This window comes from Sphingopyxis sp. BE259, from assembly GCF_031457495.1.
Classification (GTDB): Bacteria; Pseudomonadota; Alphaproteobacteria; order Sphingomonadales; family Sphingomonadaceae; genus Sphingopyxis.
Genome location: NZ_JAVDWM010000001.1, coordinates 3468368 through 3482762 on the forward strand (window position 1 = coordinate 3468368; position 14395 = coordinate 3482762).

General features: G+C 65.2%; 18 protein-coding genes. 9 read left to right on the forward strand and 9 right to left on the reverse strand.

The window, feature by feature from the left end; genetic code table 11:
- Position 1 precedes the first annotated feature (1 nt).
- From J2X44_RS16595 to J2X44_RS16615, 5 genes are all read right to left on the reverse strand, one after another.
- A complete protein-coding gene (locus J2X44_RS16595; RefSeq protein ID WP_310086526.1) occupies positions 2 to 301 on the reverse strand; it encodes a hypothetical protein in 300 nt (99 codons plus the stop codon).
- 67 nt (positions 302 to 368) lie between these two features.
- Positions 369 to 749: an envelope stress response membrane protein PspC gene (pspC, locus tag J2X44_RS16600; RefSeq protein ID WP_310086527.1), complete on the reverse strand. Its 381-nt coding sequence runs from the start codon at positions 747 to 749 to the stop codon at positions 369 to 371.
- Position 750: 1 nt separating this feature from the next.
- Complete coding sequence (gene pspB / locus J2X44_RS16605) at positions 751 to 1026, reverse strand: envelope stress response membrane protein PspB (RefSeq protein ID WP_310086529.1); 276 nt, start codon at positions 1024 to 1026, stop codon at positions 751 to 753.
- 12 nt (positions 1027 to 1038) lie between these two features.
- On the reverse strand, positions 1039 to 1704 hold the full coding sequence (gene pspA, locus J2X44_RS16610; protein WP_310086531.1) for a phage shock protein PspA: 666 nt from the start codon (positions 1702 to 1704) through the stop codon (positions 1039 to 1041).
- 92 nt (positions 1705 to 1796) lie between these two features.
- Entirely contained in the window at positions 1797 to 1967 is a 171-nt protein-coding gene (locus J2X44_RS16615; protein WP_310086533.1) for a hypothetical protein, read from the reverse strand.
- Between the two features lie 177 nt (positions 1968 to 2144).
- Here J2X44_RS16615 and pspF point away from each other — a divergent pair, with 177 nt between their 5' ends.
- On the forward strand, positions 2145 to 3179 hold the full coding sequence (gene pspF, locus J2X44_RS16620; protein WP_310086536.1) for a phage shock protein operon transcriptional activator: 1035 nt from the start codon (positions 2145 to 2147) through the stop codon (positions 3177 to 3179).
- Between the two features lie 124 nt (positions 3180 to 3303).
- Here the strand turns inward: pspF and J2X44_RS16625 are convergent, their stop codons facing one another.
- Entirely contained in the window at positions 3304 to 3825 is a 522-nt protein-coding gene (locus J2X44_RS16625) for a hypothetical protein (protein WP_310086538.1), read from the reverse strand.
- Between the two features lie 230 nt (positions 3826 to 4055).
- Here J2X44_RS16625 and rplU point away from each other — a divergent pair, with 230 nt between their 5' ends.
- The 3 genes from rplU to J2X44_RS16640 all read left to right on the forward strand — a co-directional run bounded on the left by rplU (position 4056) and on the right by J2X44_RS16640 (position 5720).
- The gene (rplU, locus tag J2X44_RS16630; protein ID WP_310086541.1) at positions 4056 to 4565 is read left to right on the forward strand and encodes a 50S ribosomal protein L21; all 510 of its coding nucleotides are present in this window, start codon (positions 4056 to 4058) and stop codon (positions 4563 to 4565) included.
- 49 nt (positions 4566 to 4614) lie between these two features.
- Positions 4615 to 4884, forward strand: a complete 270-nt coding sequence (rpmA, locus tag J2X44_RS16635; protein WP_039577112.1) for a 50S ribosomal protein L27 — start codon at positions 4615 to 4617, stop codon at positions 4882 to 4884.
- A 239-nt stretch (positions 4885 to 5123) separates the two neighbouring features.
- Positions 5124 to 5720 (forward strand): GNAT family N-acetyltransferase, encoded by a 597-nt coding sequence (locus J2X44_RS16640; RefSeq protein WP_310086548.1) that lies wholly within the window; start codon positions 5124 to 5126, stop codon positions 5718 to 5720.
- Between the two features lie 202 nt (positions 5721 to 5922).
- Here J2X44_RS16640 and J2X44_RS16645 read toward each other — a convergent pair whose 3' ends face one another.
- Positions 5923 to 6516, reverse strand: a complete 594-nt coding sequence (locus tag J2X44_RS16645; protein ID WP_310086553.1) for a DUF937 domain-containing protein — start codon at positions 6514 to 6516, stop codon at positions 5923 to 5925.
- 175 nt (positions 6517 to 6691) lie between these two features.
- Here J2X44_RS16645 and J2X44_RS16650 point away from each other — a divergent pair, with 175 nt between their 5' ends.
- Positions 6692 to 7093, forward strand: coding sequence for a DUF3597 domain-containing protein (locus tag J2X44_RS16650; protein ID WP_310086556.1), 402 nt, complete (start codon positions 6692 to 6694; stop codon positions 7091 to 7093).
- 218 nt (positions 7094 to 7311) lie between these two features.
- Positions 7312 to 9186: a DUF885 domain-containing protein gene (locus J2X44_RS16655; protein ID WP_310086559.1), complete on the forward strand. Its 1875-nt coding sequence runs from the start codon at positions 7312 to 7314 to the stop codon at positions 9184 to 9186.
- A gap of 57 nt (positions 9187 to 9243) precedes the next feature.
- Here the strand turns inward: J2X44_RS16655 and J2X44_RS16660 are convergent, their stop codons facing one another.
- Both J2X44_RS16660 and J2X44_RS16665 read right to left on the reverse strand, forming a co-directional pair.
- Complete coding sequence (locus J2X44_RS16660) at positions 9244 to 9690, reverse strand: hypothetical protein (protein WP_310086561.1); 447 nt, start codon at positions 9688 to 9690, stop codon at positions 9244 to 9246.
- A 49-nt stretch (positions 9691 to 9739) separates the two neighbouring features.
- The gene (locus J2X44_RS16665) at positions 9740 to 11341 is read right to left on the reverse strand and encodes a phosphoenolpyruvate carboxykinase (protein ID WP_310086564.1); all 1602 of its coding nucleotides are present in this window, start codon (positions 11339 to 11341) and stop codon (positions 9740 to 9742) included.
- A gap of 245 nt (positions 11342 to 11586) precedes the next feature.
- Here J2X44_RS16665 and J2X44_RS16670 point away from each other — a divergent pair, with 245 nt between their 5' ends.
- The 3 genes from J2X44_RS16670 to J2X44_RS16680 are packed head-to-tail and all read left to right on the forward strand — an operon-like array spanning position 11587 to position 14394.
- Positions 11587 to 12297, forward strand: a complete 711-nt coding sequence (locus J2X44_RS16670) for a response regulator transcription factor (RefSeq protein WP_310086566.1) — start codon at positions 11587 to 11589, stop codon at positions 12295 to 12297.
- Positions 12290 to 13894: an ATP-binding protein gene (locus J2X44_RS16675; RefSeq protein ID WP_310086569.1), complete on the forward strand. Its 1605-nt coding sequence runs from the start codon at positions 12290 to 12292 to the stop codon at positions 13892 to 13894. Before J2X44_RS16670 ends, J2X44_RS16675 begins: the two co-directional genes overlap by 8 nt.
- A gap of 53 nt (positions 13895 to 13947) precedes the next feature.
- On the forward strand, positions 13948 to 14394 hold the full coding sequence (locus tag J2X44_RS16680; RefSeq protein WP_310086571.1) for an HPr kinase/phosphatase C-terminal domain-containing protein: 447 nt from the start codon (positions 13948 to 13950) through the stop codon (positions 14392 to 14394).
- Position 14395 lies beyond the last annotated feature (1 nt).

Genomic DNA, 14395 nt, shown 5'->3' on the forward strand with positions numbered 1-14395 from the left:
CTCAGCGCAGGCGGTCGATCTGGTCGGCGAGCTGCGCCGCCTGACCATTGGTTTCTGTCGCGATGCGTTCGAGCACCGAAATCCGCTCTTCCAATCGGCTGACCTGGCCTGCCAGCTTGGCATTGTCATCGGTCAGCAGCGCGATTTTTCGATCAGCGTCGGGGGCGGTTCGATGAACCGTGCCGCCCCACTCATTCTCGATCGGATAGCCGTGCTTGGCGCGGATCCACGTGGTGAACATCCAGCCGCCGATCGACAATGCGATAATGGCGAGGACGAAACCGGTACCACCGAAATTCATCTGTCTTCTCCCTGTTGCTTCCAGCCCGCCCGGCGTCGCTGCATGTCGCCCGGTTCAACGCCCCGGATTACCGGAGGGCGTCGATTTCGTCGGCGAGACGGCGGTTGTGGCTGGTGTAATATTGTTCGATGTCGGCCAGACGGCGGTCGATGTCGCGGAAGCGTGACTTGATGTCGCGGGTCGATGCGGTCGGATTGCTGCGCACCCCCTGCCAGAACTTCGCTTCCTCACGCGAGCCATAGAGCGCGAAAGGCTTGGGCGTGCCCATCCAGGCGATCATCCAGTAAGCGATCAGCGTCCAGGGAAAGCCGCCCATCAAGGTGAGCAGCACCGCGCCAACGCGGACCCAGAGGACGTCGACGCCGCTGTAGTCAGCGATCCCGGCGCACACGCCGCTCCATTTGGCGTTCTGCTTGTCGAGGTAGAATTTCGTGCGGCTGGCAGACATCTCAATTCCTCCGGCTGGTATTTTCGAGTTGCGCCAGTTCTTCATCGCTACGCACCGCGGGGCGGAAGTCGGGATGGTCGGCGCTGATGATGCGTTCGACGGTGTGCAGGCGGCTTTCGAGCCTTCGCGCGGTGTCGTACAATTCGTCGAGCAGTTGCTCGTCCTCTCCGGTCAGCGTCTTGGCCTGTTTCCACTTGGTGATGTAGTGGAGGATCAGCCAGGGCAGACCGAGGAAGAGCGTTCCGATGACGATCGGGATAACGATGATTTCTTCCATCGGTCTGGTTCCTTATTGCTTGCTTGCTTGCGCGGCCTTCAGCGCGGCGAGTTCGTCGGCGACCTTGTCGGCGGCCTGCAACTCGGCAATCTCCTCGTCGAGCGACTTTTTGTAACCCAGGTTCAGCGCATCGGCGCGGCCTTCGGCTTCGTCGACGCGGCGTTCGAGGATGTCGAAACGCGAGAAGGCATCTTCGACGCGGTCGCCGTTGGTCATTTCGCGCAGCTTATACTTGTTCTCGGCGCTTTCGAGGCGGGTCGAGACGTTCGACTGGCGGGCGCGCGCTTCGCTGAGTTTTTTCTGCAGCTTGGCAATGTCGTCCTCATAGCCCTTGAGCGCGTCGTCGAGGACGGCGATCTCGCTCTTCAGACGTTCGGCCATGTCGCCAGCCTTCTGCTTTTCGACCAGCGCGGCGGTGGCCAGGTCTTCGCGGTCCTTCGACAGCGCGAGTTCGGCCTTTTCCTTCCAGCTGTCCTGGAGGCTTTCCAGCTTGGCGATGTGGCGGCGCATTTCCTTTTGGTCGGCGATCGTGCGCGCGGCAGAGGCGCGCACTTCGACCAGCGTCTCGTTCATCTCGAATATGATCTGGCGAATCATCTTTTCCGGATCCTCGGCACGGTCGAGCAGATCGGTGACGTTGGCAGCGATGATGTCGCGGGTTCGTGAAAAAATACCCATTGGACTAAACTCCTAATCGAAATTTTTGAGACTTGAAAAAGGCTGGTGCCGGGGCGGGGCAAGGGGGGAGAGTGCCCCGGCACCAGTGCCGGTCAGGCCAAAGCACTGACCGCCGGGGACATGACAGCGGCAACCAGCGGGCCGGCGGGGGTGCCGGTAACGCTGGCGGCGACCTGCGGCTGGTCGATCACACCGACGAGGATGGCCAACGCTCCGGCCGTGCTCAGCACGAAAGTGGCGGCTTGGGCAAACATCGACTTCATGGGTCAACCTTCCTTGGTTTTCGCTGCACCGGAACAATTCGTCCCGGTTCGTTTCCAACAATGCAGACACCGTGCCAATTACGCCAAGGTTCACAAAACTGCGGTTTTTGGTACGCAAACGACGCCGCGCTGCGATTTGCCTTGCCAACCAGCGGGAAATTTTGCCAATGATTGGGAATGGAGCGCGAGACCCAATTCATCGGCCAGTCGGCGGCGTTTCAGGATGCCGTCGAACGCGCCAGCCTGGCCGCCTCGCTCGATCGCCCGGTGCTGGTGATCGGCGAGCGCGGGACCGGCAAGGAACTGATCGCCGAGCGGCTCCACCGCCTGTCGACGCGCTGGGACCGGCCCTATGTCATCCTGAACTGCGCCGCGATGCCCGAGACGCTGATCGAGAGCGAATTGTTCGGGCACGAGGCCGGCGCGTTTACCGGCGCGACGCGCACCCGCGCGGGGCGGTTCGAGGAAGCCGACGGCGGCACCTTGTTTCTCGACGAACTGGCGACGATGTCGATGGGGGCGCAGGAACGGTTGCTGCGCGCGGTCGAATATGGCGAGGTCACCCGCGTCGGATCGTCGCGCCCGATCCGCGTCGATGTCCGCATCGTCGCGGCGACCAACGAGCATCTGCCGGCGCTGGTCGAAGAAAATCGGTTCCGGGCCGATTTGCTCGACCGGCTGTCGTTCGAGGTCATCACCCTGCCCCCGCTGCGCGCCCGCGAAGGCGATATCGAGGTGCTCGCGACCTATTTTGGCCAGCGTATGGCGGCGGTGCTCGGCTGGGAAGAATGGCCGGGCTTTGGCCCGCGCGCGCTCGCGGCGATGGAGGGGCATGACTGGCCGGGCAATGTCCGCGAACTGCGCAACGTCATCGAACGCGCCATCTATCGCTGGGCCGATCCCGAGAAGCCCGTCGATGCGGTGAATTTCGATCCGTTTGCTAGCCCGTGGCAGCCGGTCGCGCGCCAGGGGCCAGCGCCCGCGGATAGTGCCGGTGCACCCGCGGCGCCCTCCAGCCCCGCGCCTGCGGCAACCGCGATGCCCACCGGCGCGGTCAGCGACATGCGCGCCGCGGTCGATGCCTACGAACGCCAGATCCTATCGGATACGATGGCACGCTGCCGCTTTAACCAGAAGGTCGCCGCCGAAGCATTGGGACTGAGTTATGACCAGATCCGCCATGCGTTGAAGAAGCATGGGCTGAATCAATAGATGCACTTGTCGCTATCCATCGTCATGCCGGACCCTCCGGCAGGCTCAGGACAGGCTTGATCCGGCATCCACTGCGGCGCTGAAGTCATGGACCCCGAACCAAGTCCGGGGTGACGAAAGTGAGTTACTGCCCCGGCAACTGGCTGTTCAGCGCTTCCAGCACCGCGTCCTGCCCCGACACCATGTCCGCCAGCCGCTCGCGCAGCGCGTAGATGTCGGGCAGCCCGTCGATCGCTTCGTCGGCGCTGCGTTCCAGATAGAGCCTGTCGATGTCGGCGAGCGCCCCGGTCAGCGGGGCGCGGGTGGCAACCAGACGCGAGATCGCCTGCTGCGCCACCACCCAGCGTTCGCTGGCGACCGGCGCCCCGGCGGCGGCCGACACCAGCGAAGCAGCGCCGCTCCGTTCGGCGGCAAAGGCTTGCTGCGCCCCGGCGGCATCCGATTCCCAACGTGCGAGCCTGCCGCCCAGATCGGCGGGCAGCGGCCCCGGCGGAGTGACGACCACCGCGGGCGGCGCCACGTCGAATCGGCCCTCGACCGACCGTTTGGCCAGCGAGGGGGCGCCGCTGTTCTGCGCCGCGGCACAGGCCGACAGCGATAGCGAGGTAGCAAGAGCCAGCGGTAAGGTAACAAGGATGCGCTTCATCGCCGACCCTGATATGGGGGCATAGGCGGCGCAGCAAGTGCCGAATCGGCGCGGCACCTGTGCAATCGGCTTCCGACCCGCTTTTCACGCGAAAAGCACGGGATTTGGCGGTTGACAGCGCGGGCCTGGCTCGCTAGTGGCGCTGACTTTCCCGCATGTCGGAAAAATCGCCTGCTTTGGTGGGTGGTCGGTAGCGCGGGTGATTTAGTTTTTTGATTGGATGGAAGACCATGTTCGCAATCGTGCGCACGGGCGGCAAGCAGTATCGCGTCGCCGCCGGAGACAAGATCGCCGTTGAAAAGATCGACGGCGAAGCTGGCGACACCGTGTCGCTCGGCGACGTCCTGCTGGCCGGTGACGGCGGCGAAGTGAAGAGCGCCGATGGCCTCGTCGTTTCGGCCGAAATCATCGCCCAGACGCGCGGCGAAAAGGTCATCGTGTTCAAGAAGCGCCGTCGGCATAACTACCGCCGTCGCAACGGTCACCGCCAGTCGCTGACGCTGCTGCGTATCCTGGCCGTCGGCGAAGCCAAGAAGGCAGCGCCGAAAAAGGAAGCCGCTCCCAAGGCCGAAGCCGCTCCTGCGACCGAAGCCAAGGCTGCCGCACCCGCCAAGGAAGCTGCACCGAAGAAGGAAGCTGCGCCCAAGAAGGCTGCTGCTCCCAAGGCCGAAGCTGCCGAAAAGGCTGCCCCCGCCAAGAAGCCCGCTGCCAAGAAGGCAGCCCCCAAGAAGGACGCCTGAGCGCGGCAACGCGGCTCGGCCCCTCCAAACGAATTAAGGAGCATCAGTCATGGCACATAAGAAAGCAGGCGGTTCATCGCGCAACGGTCGCGACTCAGCCGGCCGCCGCCTTGGCGTGAAGAAGTTCGGTGGTCAGGAAGTGATCGGCGGCAACATCATCGTGCGTCAGCGCGGCACCAAGGTCTATCCGGGTGTCAACGTCGGCATGGGCAAGGACCACACGCTGTTCGCAACCGCGGAAGGCCATGTCCGATTCCACGACGGCAAGCTCGGCCGCAAATATGTATCGGTCGATGCCATGGCGGAAGCCGCCGAATAACGGACGACTTTGTACGGGTCGCCCACCAAGGGATGACCCGGAACGGTCCTTTCCGCTTGCCGCGGAAACAAAGTTCGAAAAGAGGGAGACGGGTCACCCCCGGACTCCCTTTTTTCTTGCCTGTTGTCGGCGACTTGGCCGACAGGCGTGAAAATCGGGCCATCCATCTCCCTCTGCAACGACTGTCGTCAAAGCGTCACCATCGGACGTCAGGGCGGCGGCAATTGGGAGTTAAAAGCATGTTCGCGCGTACCGAAAGATTGTTGCTGCGGCCCGGCTGGCTTGAAGACGCCCCTGCGCTCGCCCGCGCGATCGGCGAAGAGGCCGTGGTCCGTAACCTGGCCACCGCGCCGTGGCCCTACGGCGAAAGCGAAGCGCAGGCGTTTCTGCGCCAGCCGATCGACCCCATGCAGCCGCGATTCCTGATCTTTGCCCGCACCGGCGGCGCTCCGCGGCTGGTCGGCGGCTGCGGCATCAAGCCCGACGAGACCGGCACTCCCGAACTGGGGTATTGGATTGCGCGGCCCTATTGGGGTCTGGGCTTTGCGACCGAAGCCGGGCGCCAATTGATGGGCATTGCCCGCGCAATGCACCTGCCCAAGCTGACCGCAGGGCATTTCCTCGACAATCCGGCGTCGGGCGCGGTGCTGCGCAAGCTGGGCTTTCGTCCGACCGGCAAGGTCGCGCCGCGCTACAGTCTGGCGCGCGGCGGCGAAGCAGCCTGCGCGCTGTTTGAAGAGGGCGAAGCCGATGCCGATGGTCTTGTCACCCCGATGCGAAGCCGCATCGGGGTGGACGAGGATTTCCGTGAGGAATTGCGGCTGATGGCGGCATAGGCCGACTTATCCGACAAGTTGACCCGATCACATTGTGGGTGGGGAGCCGCCCTCAAGTCTTCGTCACCCCGGACTTGATCCGGGCTCCCTGACCGCTTGCACCGCCATAAGCGGCAATGGCAGATGGATCCCGGATCAAGTCCGGGATGACGACGGTTTAGGTGCACAATCGGCCGTTAACCGACGATCCGCTTGACAGGCGTTACCCCCGCATCTTGTTCACCATCCCCATGATGTCGTCGAGCGGGTTGCCGTCGCCGTCCATGTCGAGCATCTTGCCAAGGCCGCCGAAACCGCCAGCGGACGGCGCTGTGCCGCCGCCCATCGCGCCGCCCAGCACATTGCCAAGCATACCGCCCAAACCGCCCGAAAGCCCGCCGCCGCTCTCACCGGGCTGGCCGCCCTGCTTGGCCATATAGCCCGCGACCATCATCGCCAGGATCGGCAGCATTTTCTTGAGCAGTCCCGCATCGAGCCCGGTCTGGCTCGCCGCCTGCCCCGCGACGGTGCGGCTGACATCCTTCGATCCGAAAATCTCGCCCAGCACGTCGTTGCCTTGGCTGACCGGCGTCGGCTGCGACCCCAGCACCGAATCGAGCAGACCGCCGCCGCCGAGCTGGCCAAGCAAGCCGCCCAGTCCTTCGATGCCGCCCGACTGCGCCTGTTTCTTGAACCCGCCCAAGATCGCCGGAAGCAGCGCATCGGCGCCCTGCTTTGCTATCGCGGGCGGCACGCCCAGCTCTTTCGCCATCGATTCGATGCCGCCGGCTTGCGCCAAAATGTCGGTCAGGTTCATCTGTCTTGCTCCCACTCCGGCGCCGATCACATGGCGCCCGCACCGATCACTATAACAGGAGCGGCGCGTGCGACGAGTCGTTCATTTGGCTGTCATTTTCAAATGCATAGTCCTAGCCTGCGGCCAACCGACTCGCCCGTTCCGGGCTGGGCCGCGCTTTAGTGGGAGTGAAATCATGGGCATTTTCAGCAGCATCAAGGACGCGATTTTCGGCAAGAAGGCGGTCGCCGCCGAGCCCGCAGCCCCCGCCGCGCCGAACCCGGTAGGCAGCGCACTCGACGCCGCGACCAGCGCAATGGCCGCCGCCGCCGCGGCCCCACCCGCCGAGGTCGATGTCGATGCGATCCTGACCGCCGAGGCGGCGGGCAAAAACCTCAACTGGCGCACCTCGATCGTCGACCTGATGAAACTGCTCGGCATCGATTCGAGCCTCGCCAACCGCAAGGAACTGGCGACCGAGCTGGGTTACACGGGTGAACTCGACGGCAGCGCCGAAATGAACATCTGGCTGCACAAGGCGGTGATGCGCGAACTCGCGGCGAACGGTGGCAAGGTGCCTGCCGATCTGACCGACTGATCCCGTTTCGCCCCCCCCTTCAGGGGAGGGCAGCGAGACTTGCCAGCTTGCTGGCTTTAGTCGCAGCGGGTGGGGGCCATCGGCCTTGTGCAACCTCGACAGCCCCCACCCCAACCCCTCCCCTGAAGGGGAGGGGCTTTTTATGTCGGCCCATTGACCGCCCCGCCGCGCCGCCTAGACAGGTTTCAGAAGAAACAAAGTCGCAAGGGAGCCGCCGCGTGCACGACAGCCTTTCCACTCCGCTCAGCCGCCGTCAGACGCTTGCCTCGCTTGGCGCGGGCGCCGCCACGCTCGCCCTGTCGGGCTGCGCGGGGCAGAGCGCCAGCGTCGCGGCTCCCGCTAGCCCCGCGCCTCCGACCGTGGGATACCCCGAGGTCAGCTTGCTCGACGATATTGCCGAAAGGCTGCTGGCCCATTCCCCGGAAGGCGCGACCGCGCTGGGCATCGATACCGGCGCGCGCGCCGCAATGCGCGGCAAGTTGAGCGATCGTTCGGCCGCCGGACAGCAAGCGCTTGCCGACACGCTGAAATATGACCTCGAACGCGTTCGCCTGGTCGGACGCTCCGGCCTGGATCACAAGACCCGCACCAGCCTGGCGGTCGTCGAAAGCGCCTATGGCGTCGCGCTCGACGGCTTTGCCCTGCCCTATGGCGACGTCGCGGTCGGTGGCTGGCGCAACACCCCCTATGTCGTGATCCAGAATGTCGGCGCCTATATCGATGTGCCGCGCCTGCTGACCAGCGACCAACCGATCAAGACGAGTGCCGATGCCGAAGCCTATCTCGCCCGCCTCGGCGCTTTTGCTGGCGTTCTTGATGGCGAGACCGAACGGCTGAAGGCGGCGGGCGGACAGGGTATGGTCGCGCCCGCCTTCCTGATCGACAAGGCGCTGCCGCAGATCGAGGCGACGCTGGCCGATGCCAGCCGCGGCGGCAGCCTGTCCGACACGTTGGCGACGAAAGCGCGCGCGGCGGGATTGGCGGGCGACTGGGGCGCTCGCGCGGCGGCCATTGCCCGCGGTCCGGTGCGTGCGGCGCTCGAACGCCAGATCGCCGAACTCAAAGCCCAGCGTCCGCGCGCGACGATGGATGCCGGGATGTGGGCGCGGCCCGGCGGCGACGCCTGGTATGCGTGGGGGCTGCGCGCCAGCACCACGACGCGGATGACCCCCGACGAGGTTCATGCGATGGGCCGCGAGGAGCTTGCCGACCTTCACGGCCAGATGGACCCGATTCTGAAGAAGCTCGGCTATACCAAGGGATCGGTCGGCGAACGGATGAACGCGCTCGCCAGTGATCCGCGCTACAAATTCCCCGACAATGACGCCGGGCGCGCCGAAATTACCGCTTATATCCAGACCTGGCTGGGCAAGATCCGCGCCGAATTGCCGCGCGCCTTTCGCACTTTGGTCAAGGGCAATGTCGAGGTAAAGCGATTGCCGTTGGCCGAGGAACCGGGTGCGCCCGCCGCTTATGGCGGCGCCGGTTCGATCGACGGCAGCATCCCGGGCAAATTCTGGATCAACCTGCGAACCACCGAATTGCACAGCAAATATTCGCTGCCCGACCTCACGATGCACGAGGCAATTCCGGGGCATGTGTGGCAGGGCGAATATGCCAACCAGATGCCGCTGATCCGCACGATGCTGGCGTTCAATGCCTATAGCGAAGGCTGGGCGCTCTATGCCGAGCAGCTCGCCGACGAATTGGGGCTTTATGACGATTTCGAGGTCGGCCGCTTGGGCTATCTCCAGTCGCTGGCGTTCCGCGCTTGCCGCCTCGTCGTCGATACCGGGCTGCATGCCAAGCGCTGGACGCGCGAGCAGGGGGTCGAGTTTTTCGTCCAGGAAAACGGCTCGAACCCCCTCGAAGTCGCAAGCGAGGTCGATCGCTATTGCAGTTGGGCCGGACAGGCCTGCGGTTACAAGGTCGGGCACAGCGAGATCGTCCGCCAACGCGGGCTGGCGCAGGCGACGCTGGGGCCGAAATACGACCTGCGCGACTTCAACAATGTCGTGGTCGAGGGCGGCAATGTGCCGCTCGACGTGCTGGCGCAGAATGTCGACGCTTATGTGGCGGGGGCGAAGGGGTAAGGCTTGCCCCCGTTCATCGTCACCCCGGGGCTGACCCGGGGCCCGCCTTTTTCATCGCTAGGGCAAAGGCGCCAGATCGGGCTCGACAAACCCTCGCCGCGCTTCCACCGAAAACAGCCGTTCGCGGCTGTAGAAGCGCAGCGGCCAGTCGCGGCGGCCGACGTCGGATAGCAGCATCGCATTGACGCGTGCCGCCAGACCCGTTTCCGCCGTCTCCGACAGGAACCATCGCACTCCCGCGACATAGGCGCGGGTGATGCTGTCGTGATAGCCCTGCGTGTCGTCGTTCACCCCGCCGACGCTTTCGTTGAAGCGGCGGATGATCCCCGCGATTTCGGCATCGACATCGATGTCGGGGCGTTCGCTGAGCAGCCACAGGCAGGCGCCCAGATGCGCCTCGTGCGTCCAGGCCTCGCGCGGCAGCGTGCAGGCGAGCAGCCCTTTGCCGATCGCGCGGATGTCGGAATCGCGCTCGAACAGGCGGGGTTTATAGTCGGTAGTCATCGGTCCGGTCCTTCCGGGTGAATGAACACCCGGAAGTTGTCCGGGCTATTTACGCTGCGACGGCGGCCTGCGGCGCTGCTTGACGGACGCCTTCGTCGACATGGCTTTCAAATTGCGCGAAATTGTCGATGAATTGGCCGACCAGCGTTTGCGCGGTGCGGTCGTACGCCGCCTTGTCGGCCCAGGCTTCACGCGGGTCGAGCAGACTGGCATCGACGCCCGGCACCGCCACCGGCACCATGAAACCGAAATTCGGATCCTTGCGGAATTCGGCGTCGTTCAGGCTGCCGTCGAGCGCGGCGTTGAGCAGCGCGCGGGTCGCCTTGATCGGCATCCGCTTGATGCCGTCCATCGTCGCCATGCCGCCGGTCCAGCCGGTGTTGACCAGCCAGCACTGCACGCCGCCCTTGGCGATGCGTTCTTTCAGCAGGTTGCCGTACACCGACGGATGGCGCGGCATGAAGGGCGCGCCGAAGCAGGTCGAAAAGGTCGCCTCGGGCTCAGTCACGCCAATTTCGGTCCCGGCGACGCGCGCGGTGTAACCCGACAGGAAGTGATACATCGCCTGATCGGGGGTCAGCTTCGCGATCGGGGGCAGCACGCCATAGGCGTCGGCGGTGAGCATGATGATATTTTGCGGTACCGGACCCATGTTCTGTTCCGACGTGTTCGGAATGAAATCGATCGGGTACGAACCGCGGCTGTTTTCCGCTAGGCTCGCGTCGTCGAAATCGAGCTCGCGCGTGGCGGGGTCCATCACGACGTTTTCCAGCACGGTGCCGAACCGCTTCGTCGTCGCGAAAATCTCGGGCTCGGCTTCGGGCGACAGGCGGATCATTTTGGCATAGCAGCCGCCCTCAAAATTAAAGACCGCGGTGTCCGACCAGCCATGCTCGTCATCACCGATCAGCGTGCGCGACGCATCGGCCGACAGCGTTGTCTTGCCGGTGCCGCTGAGCCCGAAGAAAACCGCGGTGTCGCCGTTCGGTCCCATGTTCGCCGAGCAGTGCATCGGCATGACACCCTTCACCGGCAGCAGATAGTTCAAAATGCCGAACACCGATTTCTTCATCTCGCCGGCGTACTGTGTGCCGCCGATCAGGATCAGCTTTTCGGCGAAGTTGACCGCGACGACGGTTTCGGTGCGCGTGCCATGTTTCGCGGGATCGGCGCGGAAGCTCGGCAGATCGATGATCGTATATTCGGCCGCGAACGCCGCCAGCTCGGCCGCGGTCGGGCGGCAGAGCAGCGTGCGGATGAACTGGCTGTGCCAGGCGAATTCGGTGACGACCTGCACCGCGACGCGATGCTCCGCCTGCGATCCGCCGAACAGCTGCTGGCGATAGAGGCGCGGGCGATCGGCGAGGTGCGCGAAGAAGTCGGCCTTCAGTGCCGCGAAATGATCGGGCGTCATCGGGACATTGGTCTTGCCCCACCAGATGGTGCCCGCCGTCTCGGCGTCCTGGACGATGAACTTGTCCTTCGCGCTGCGCCCGGTGTGCTTGCCGGTTTCGACGACCAGCGGACCGTCCTTGGCCAGCAACCCTTCGCCGTGGCGGATGGCATCCTCGATCAGCGCCGACGTGCCCCAGTTTTCGGCCACTGTCGCTGCCGTTTTGACGGTCTCGCTGCCGATCGCTACCTTGGTCATCTCTCTCGCCTTTCCTTCGCCCGCGGCCGCCTCGCATAGGTATGCAATGCATGTCATGCGAAAGCGAATGGGCCCGCATGAACATGGGGTGCCGACAGGTCGTCGATTCTGAAATCCCGGTCGCGTTAGCGAGGATGGACGGCGAGGTCAAAAGATTAAAGGGTGAATGACCGGCGAGCGGTGCGCGGTTGTCGCTTGGCGACGGATCGGCTAGTCCGTCGGCGGCCCCGCCCAACGGAAAGAGCATGACGGCAACCATCGCGCTGGTCGACGACGACCGCAACATCCTGCAATCGCTCTCGATCGCGCTCCAGGCAGAGGGGTTTGTGACGCGCGTCTATTCGGATGGCGAGGCGGCGCTGAAACCGCTGATCGACAATCCGCCCGACCTCGCCGTGTTCGACATCAAGATGCCGCGCATGGACGGGCTGGAACTGCTGCGCCGGTTGCGCGAAAAAAGCCAGCTGCCTGTCATTTTCCTGACCAGCAAGGACGACGAGATCGACGAGGCGCTGGGCCTCGCGATGGGCGCCGACGATTATATCGCCAAACCCTTTTCGCAGCGCCTGGTCATCGCGCGCATCCGCGCCATCCTGCGCCGCGTCGAACTCAACCAGAATGCCCCCGCCGCCGATGACGAGCCGGTGGCCGAACCGATCAACCGCGGACGGCTGACCATGGACCCGGCGCGCCACAAGGTCGCATGGGACGGCAAGGACGTGACCCTGACCGTCACCGAATTCCTGATCCTCGAGACGCTCGCGGCGCGCCCCGGCATCGTGCGCAGCCGCAACCAGTTGATGGACGCCGCCTATCAGGACGATGTCTATATCGACGACCGCACGATCGACAGCCATATCAAGCGCCTGCGCCGCAAGTTCCGCGAGGTCGATCCCGAATTTGACGGCATCGCGACGCTGTACGGCGCGGGTTACCGGTTTGCCGACGATGGCTGAGCCGCTGAAACCTGACGCGAGCATCGCCGAACAAGAGGAATCGCCGCTGGTCTGGTCGGCGCGCTGGTCGCTGACGACGCGGATTCTGGCGGTCAATATCCTGGCGGTCGCGCTGCTAGCGGGCGGGTTCTATTATCTCGACACCTATCGTAGCCGCCTGGTCGACACGCGGATCGAGGTGATGAAGGACCAGCTGGCGATGCTCGACCGCGCGCTGGAGGCGGCGCGGCCCGACCAGCGCGCGACGCTGATCGACGAATTTGCCGCAGCGACCGAATCGCGGCTGCGCTTCTACGATGCCGACGGACGACGGATTTCGGATAGCTTTGCCACCGGCCCTGCCACCTACACGCTGCGCGACCCCAATTTGCAGGCGTGGCAGCGCGATGCGGCGCGCGCGATGGACCGCGGCATCGACTGGATCGTCGGCGCGCCTTCCTACCCCGATTTTCAGGAACCGGCGGTCGACCGCGCCGCGGCATGGCCCGAGGTGATCGAGGCGCAGCGCAGCGGGCTGGCCGCCAGCCGCTTCCGCTACGCCCCCGAACGCACGCCCCTGCTCAGCGCCGCGAGCGTCGTCGATCTGGAAGCGCCGCAGACAGTGCTGATGACGCTGAACGCGCGCGACATCACCCGCACCGTGCGCGCCGAACGCTTCCGCCTGGCGGTGGTCGTCGCGGTGGTGCTGATGACCTCGATCCTGCTGTCGCTGTTCCTTGCCCGCACCATCGTCCGTCCGCTCCGGCGGCTGGCGCGCGCCGCGGTTCGCGTCAAGCTGGGCCGGGCGCGCGAGGTGGTGGTGCCGCGCCTGCCCAGCCGCCGCGACGAGATCGGGACGCTGGCGCGCGCCTTGAGCGACATGACCCAGGCGCTGCGCGAGCGCATCGACGCCGGCGAACATTTCGCCGCCGACGTCACCCACGAGCTGAAGAACCCGATCGCATCGGTGCGCTCGGCGATCGAGGGTCTCGGGCGGGTCCAAAACGACGCCCAGCGCGCGCAGCTCTTGAGCATCGCCGACGAGGATGTCCGGCGGCTCGACCGGCTGGTCAACGACATCAGCGAAGCGAGCCGCGTCGACGCGCAATTGTCGCGCACGTTGTTCGAACCGATCGACGTCGGAATGATGATCGAATCGATGCTGGCGGCGCGCGCGGCGCGCATCGACGCCGATGCGCCGCACCCGCGCATCGCCTTTGCCCGCCCGCGCAAGGGCACAACCTTGGTGATGGGCGACGGCCACCGACTCGAACGTGCCATCGACAATGTCATCGACAATGCGATCAGCTTTTCGCCGCCGACCGGCCTCGTCTGCATCGCCGCGACGCGACTGGGCGACGAAGTGCATGTGCGCGTCGATGACGACGGCCCCGGCATCGATCCCGCGCAGCGCGAGGCCATTTTCCGTCGCTTTCACAGCGAACGCCCCGCCGGTGAAGCCTTTGGCCGCCACAGCGGCCTCGGCCTGGCGATTGCGCGGACGATCGTCGAGGGGCATAGCGGGACGATCAATGCCAAGGACCGCGACGACGCCAAATCCGGTGGCAGCCTGCTGATCACCCTGCCCGCATGCGACGGCGGAACCGGCGCGAGCTGAAGTCTTCCGCCTATCGCCTTGCCGCATCGCTTCGTCGCCGGTAAGTCTGCGCCATGTTTCCAACCCGGACCCACACCGAAATCGTCAACATTCATGGCAGCTGCGTCGCGGCGGGCAATGGCGGCGTGCTGATCCTCGGCAACAGCGGCCAGGGCAAATCGGACCTTGCGCTGCGGCTGATCGATCGCGGCGCCAAGCTGGTCGCCGACGATCGCTGCGACATCTGGTTCGAACGTGATCGCCTGTGGTGCCGCCCGCCCGAGGCGCTGGCGGGGAAGCTCGAGGTGCGCGGGATCGGGATCGTCGAACGGGCATGGACCGCGCCGGTGCCGCTGGCGCTCGCGGTGCGGCTGACCGATCGTTACGACCGGATGCCCGCGATGAACCAGACGGAGATGGTTGCGGGCCACCGCTTGCCCGCGCTGCTGCTATCCGCGTTCGAGGCGTCGGCGCCGATCAAGATTCTCCTCGCCCTCGAACGGCTGGCGCCCGCCGCATGAC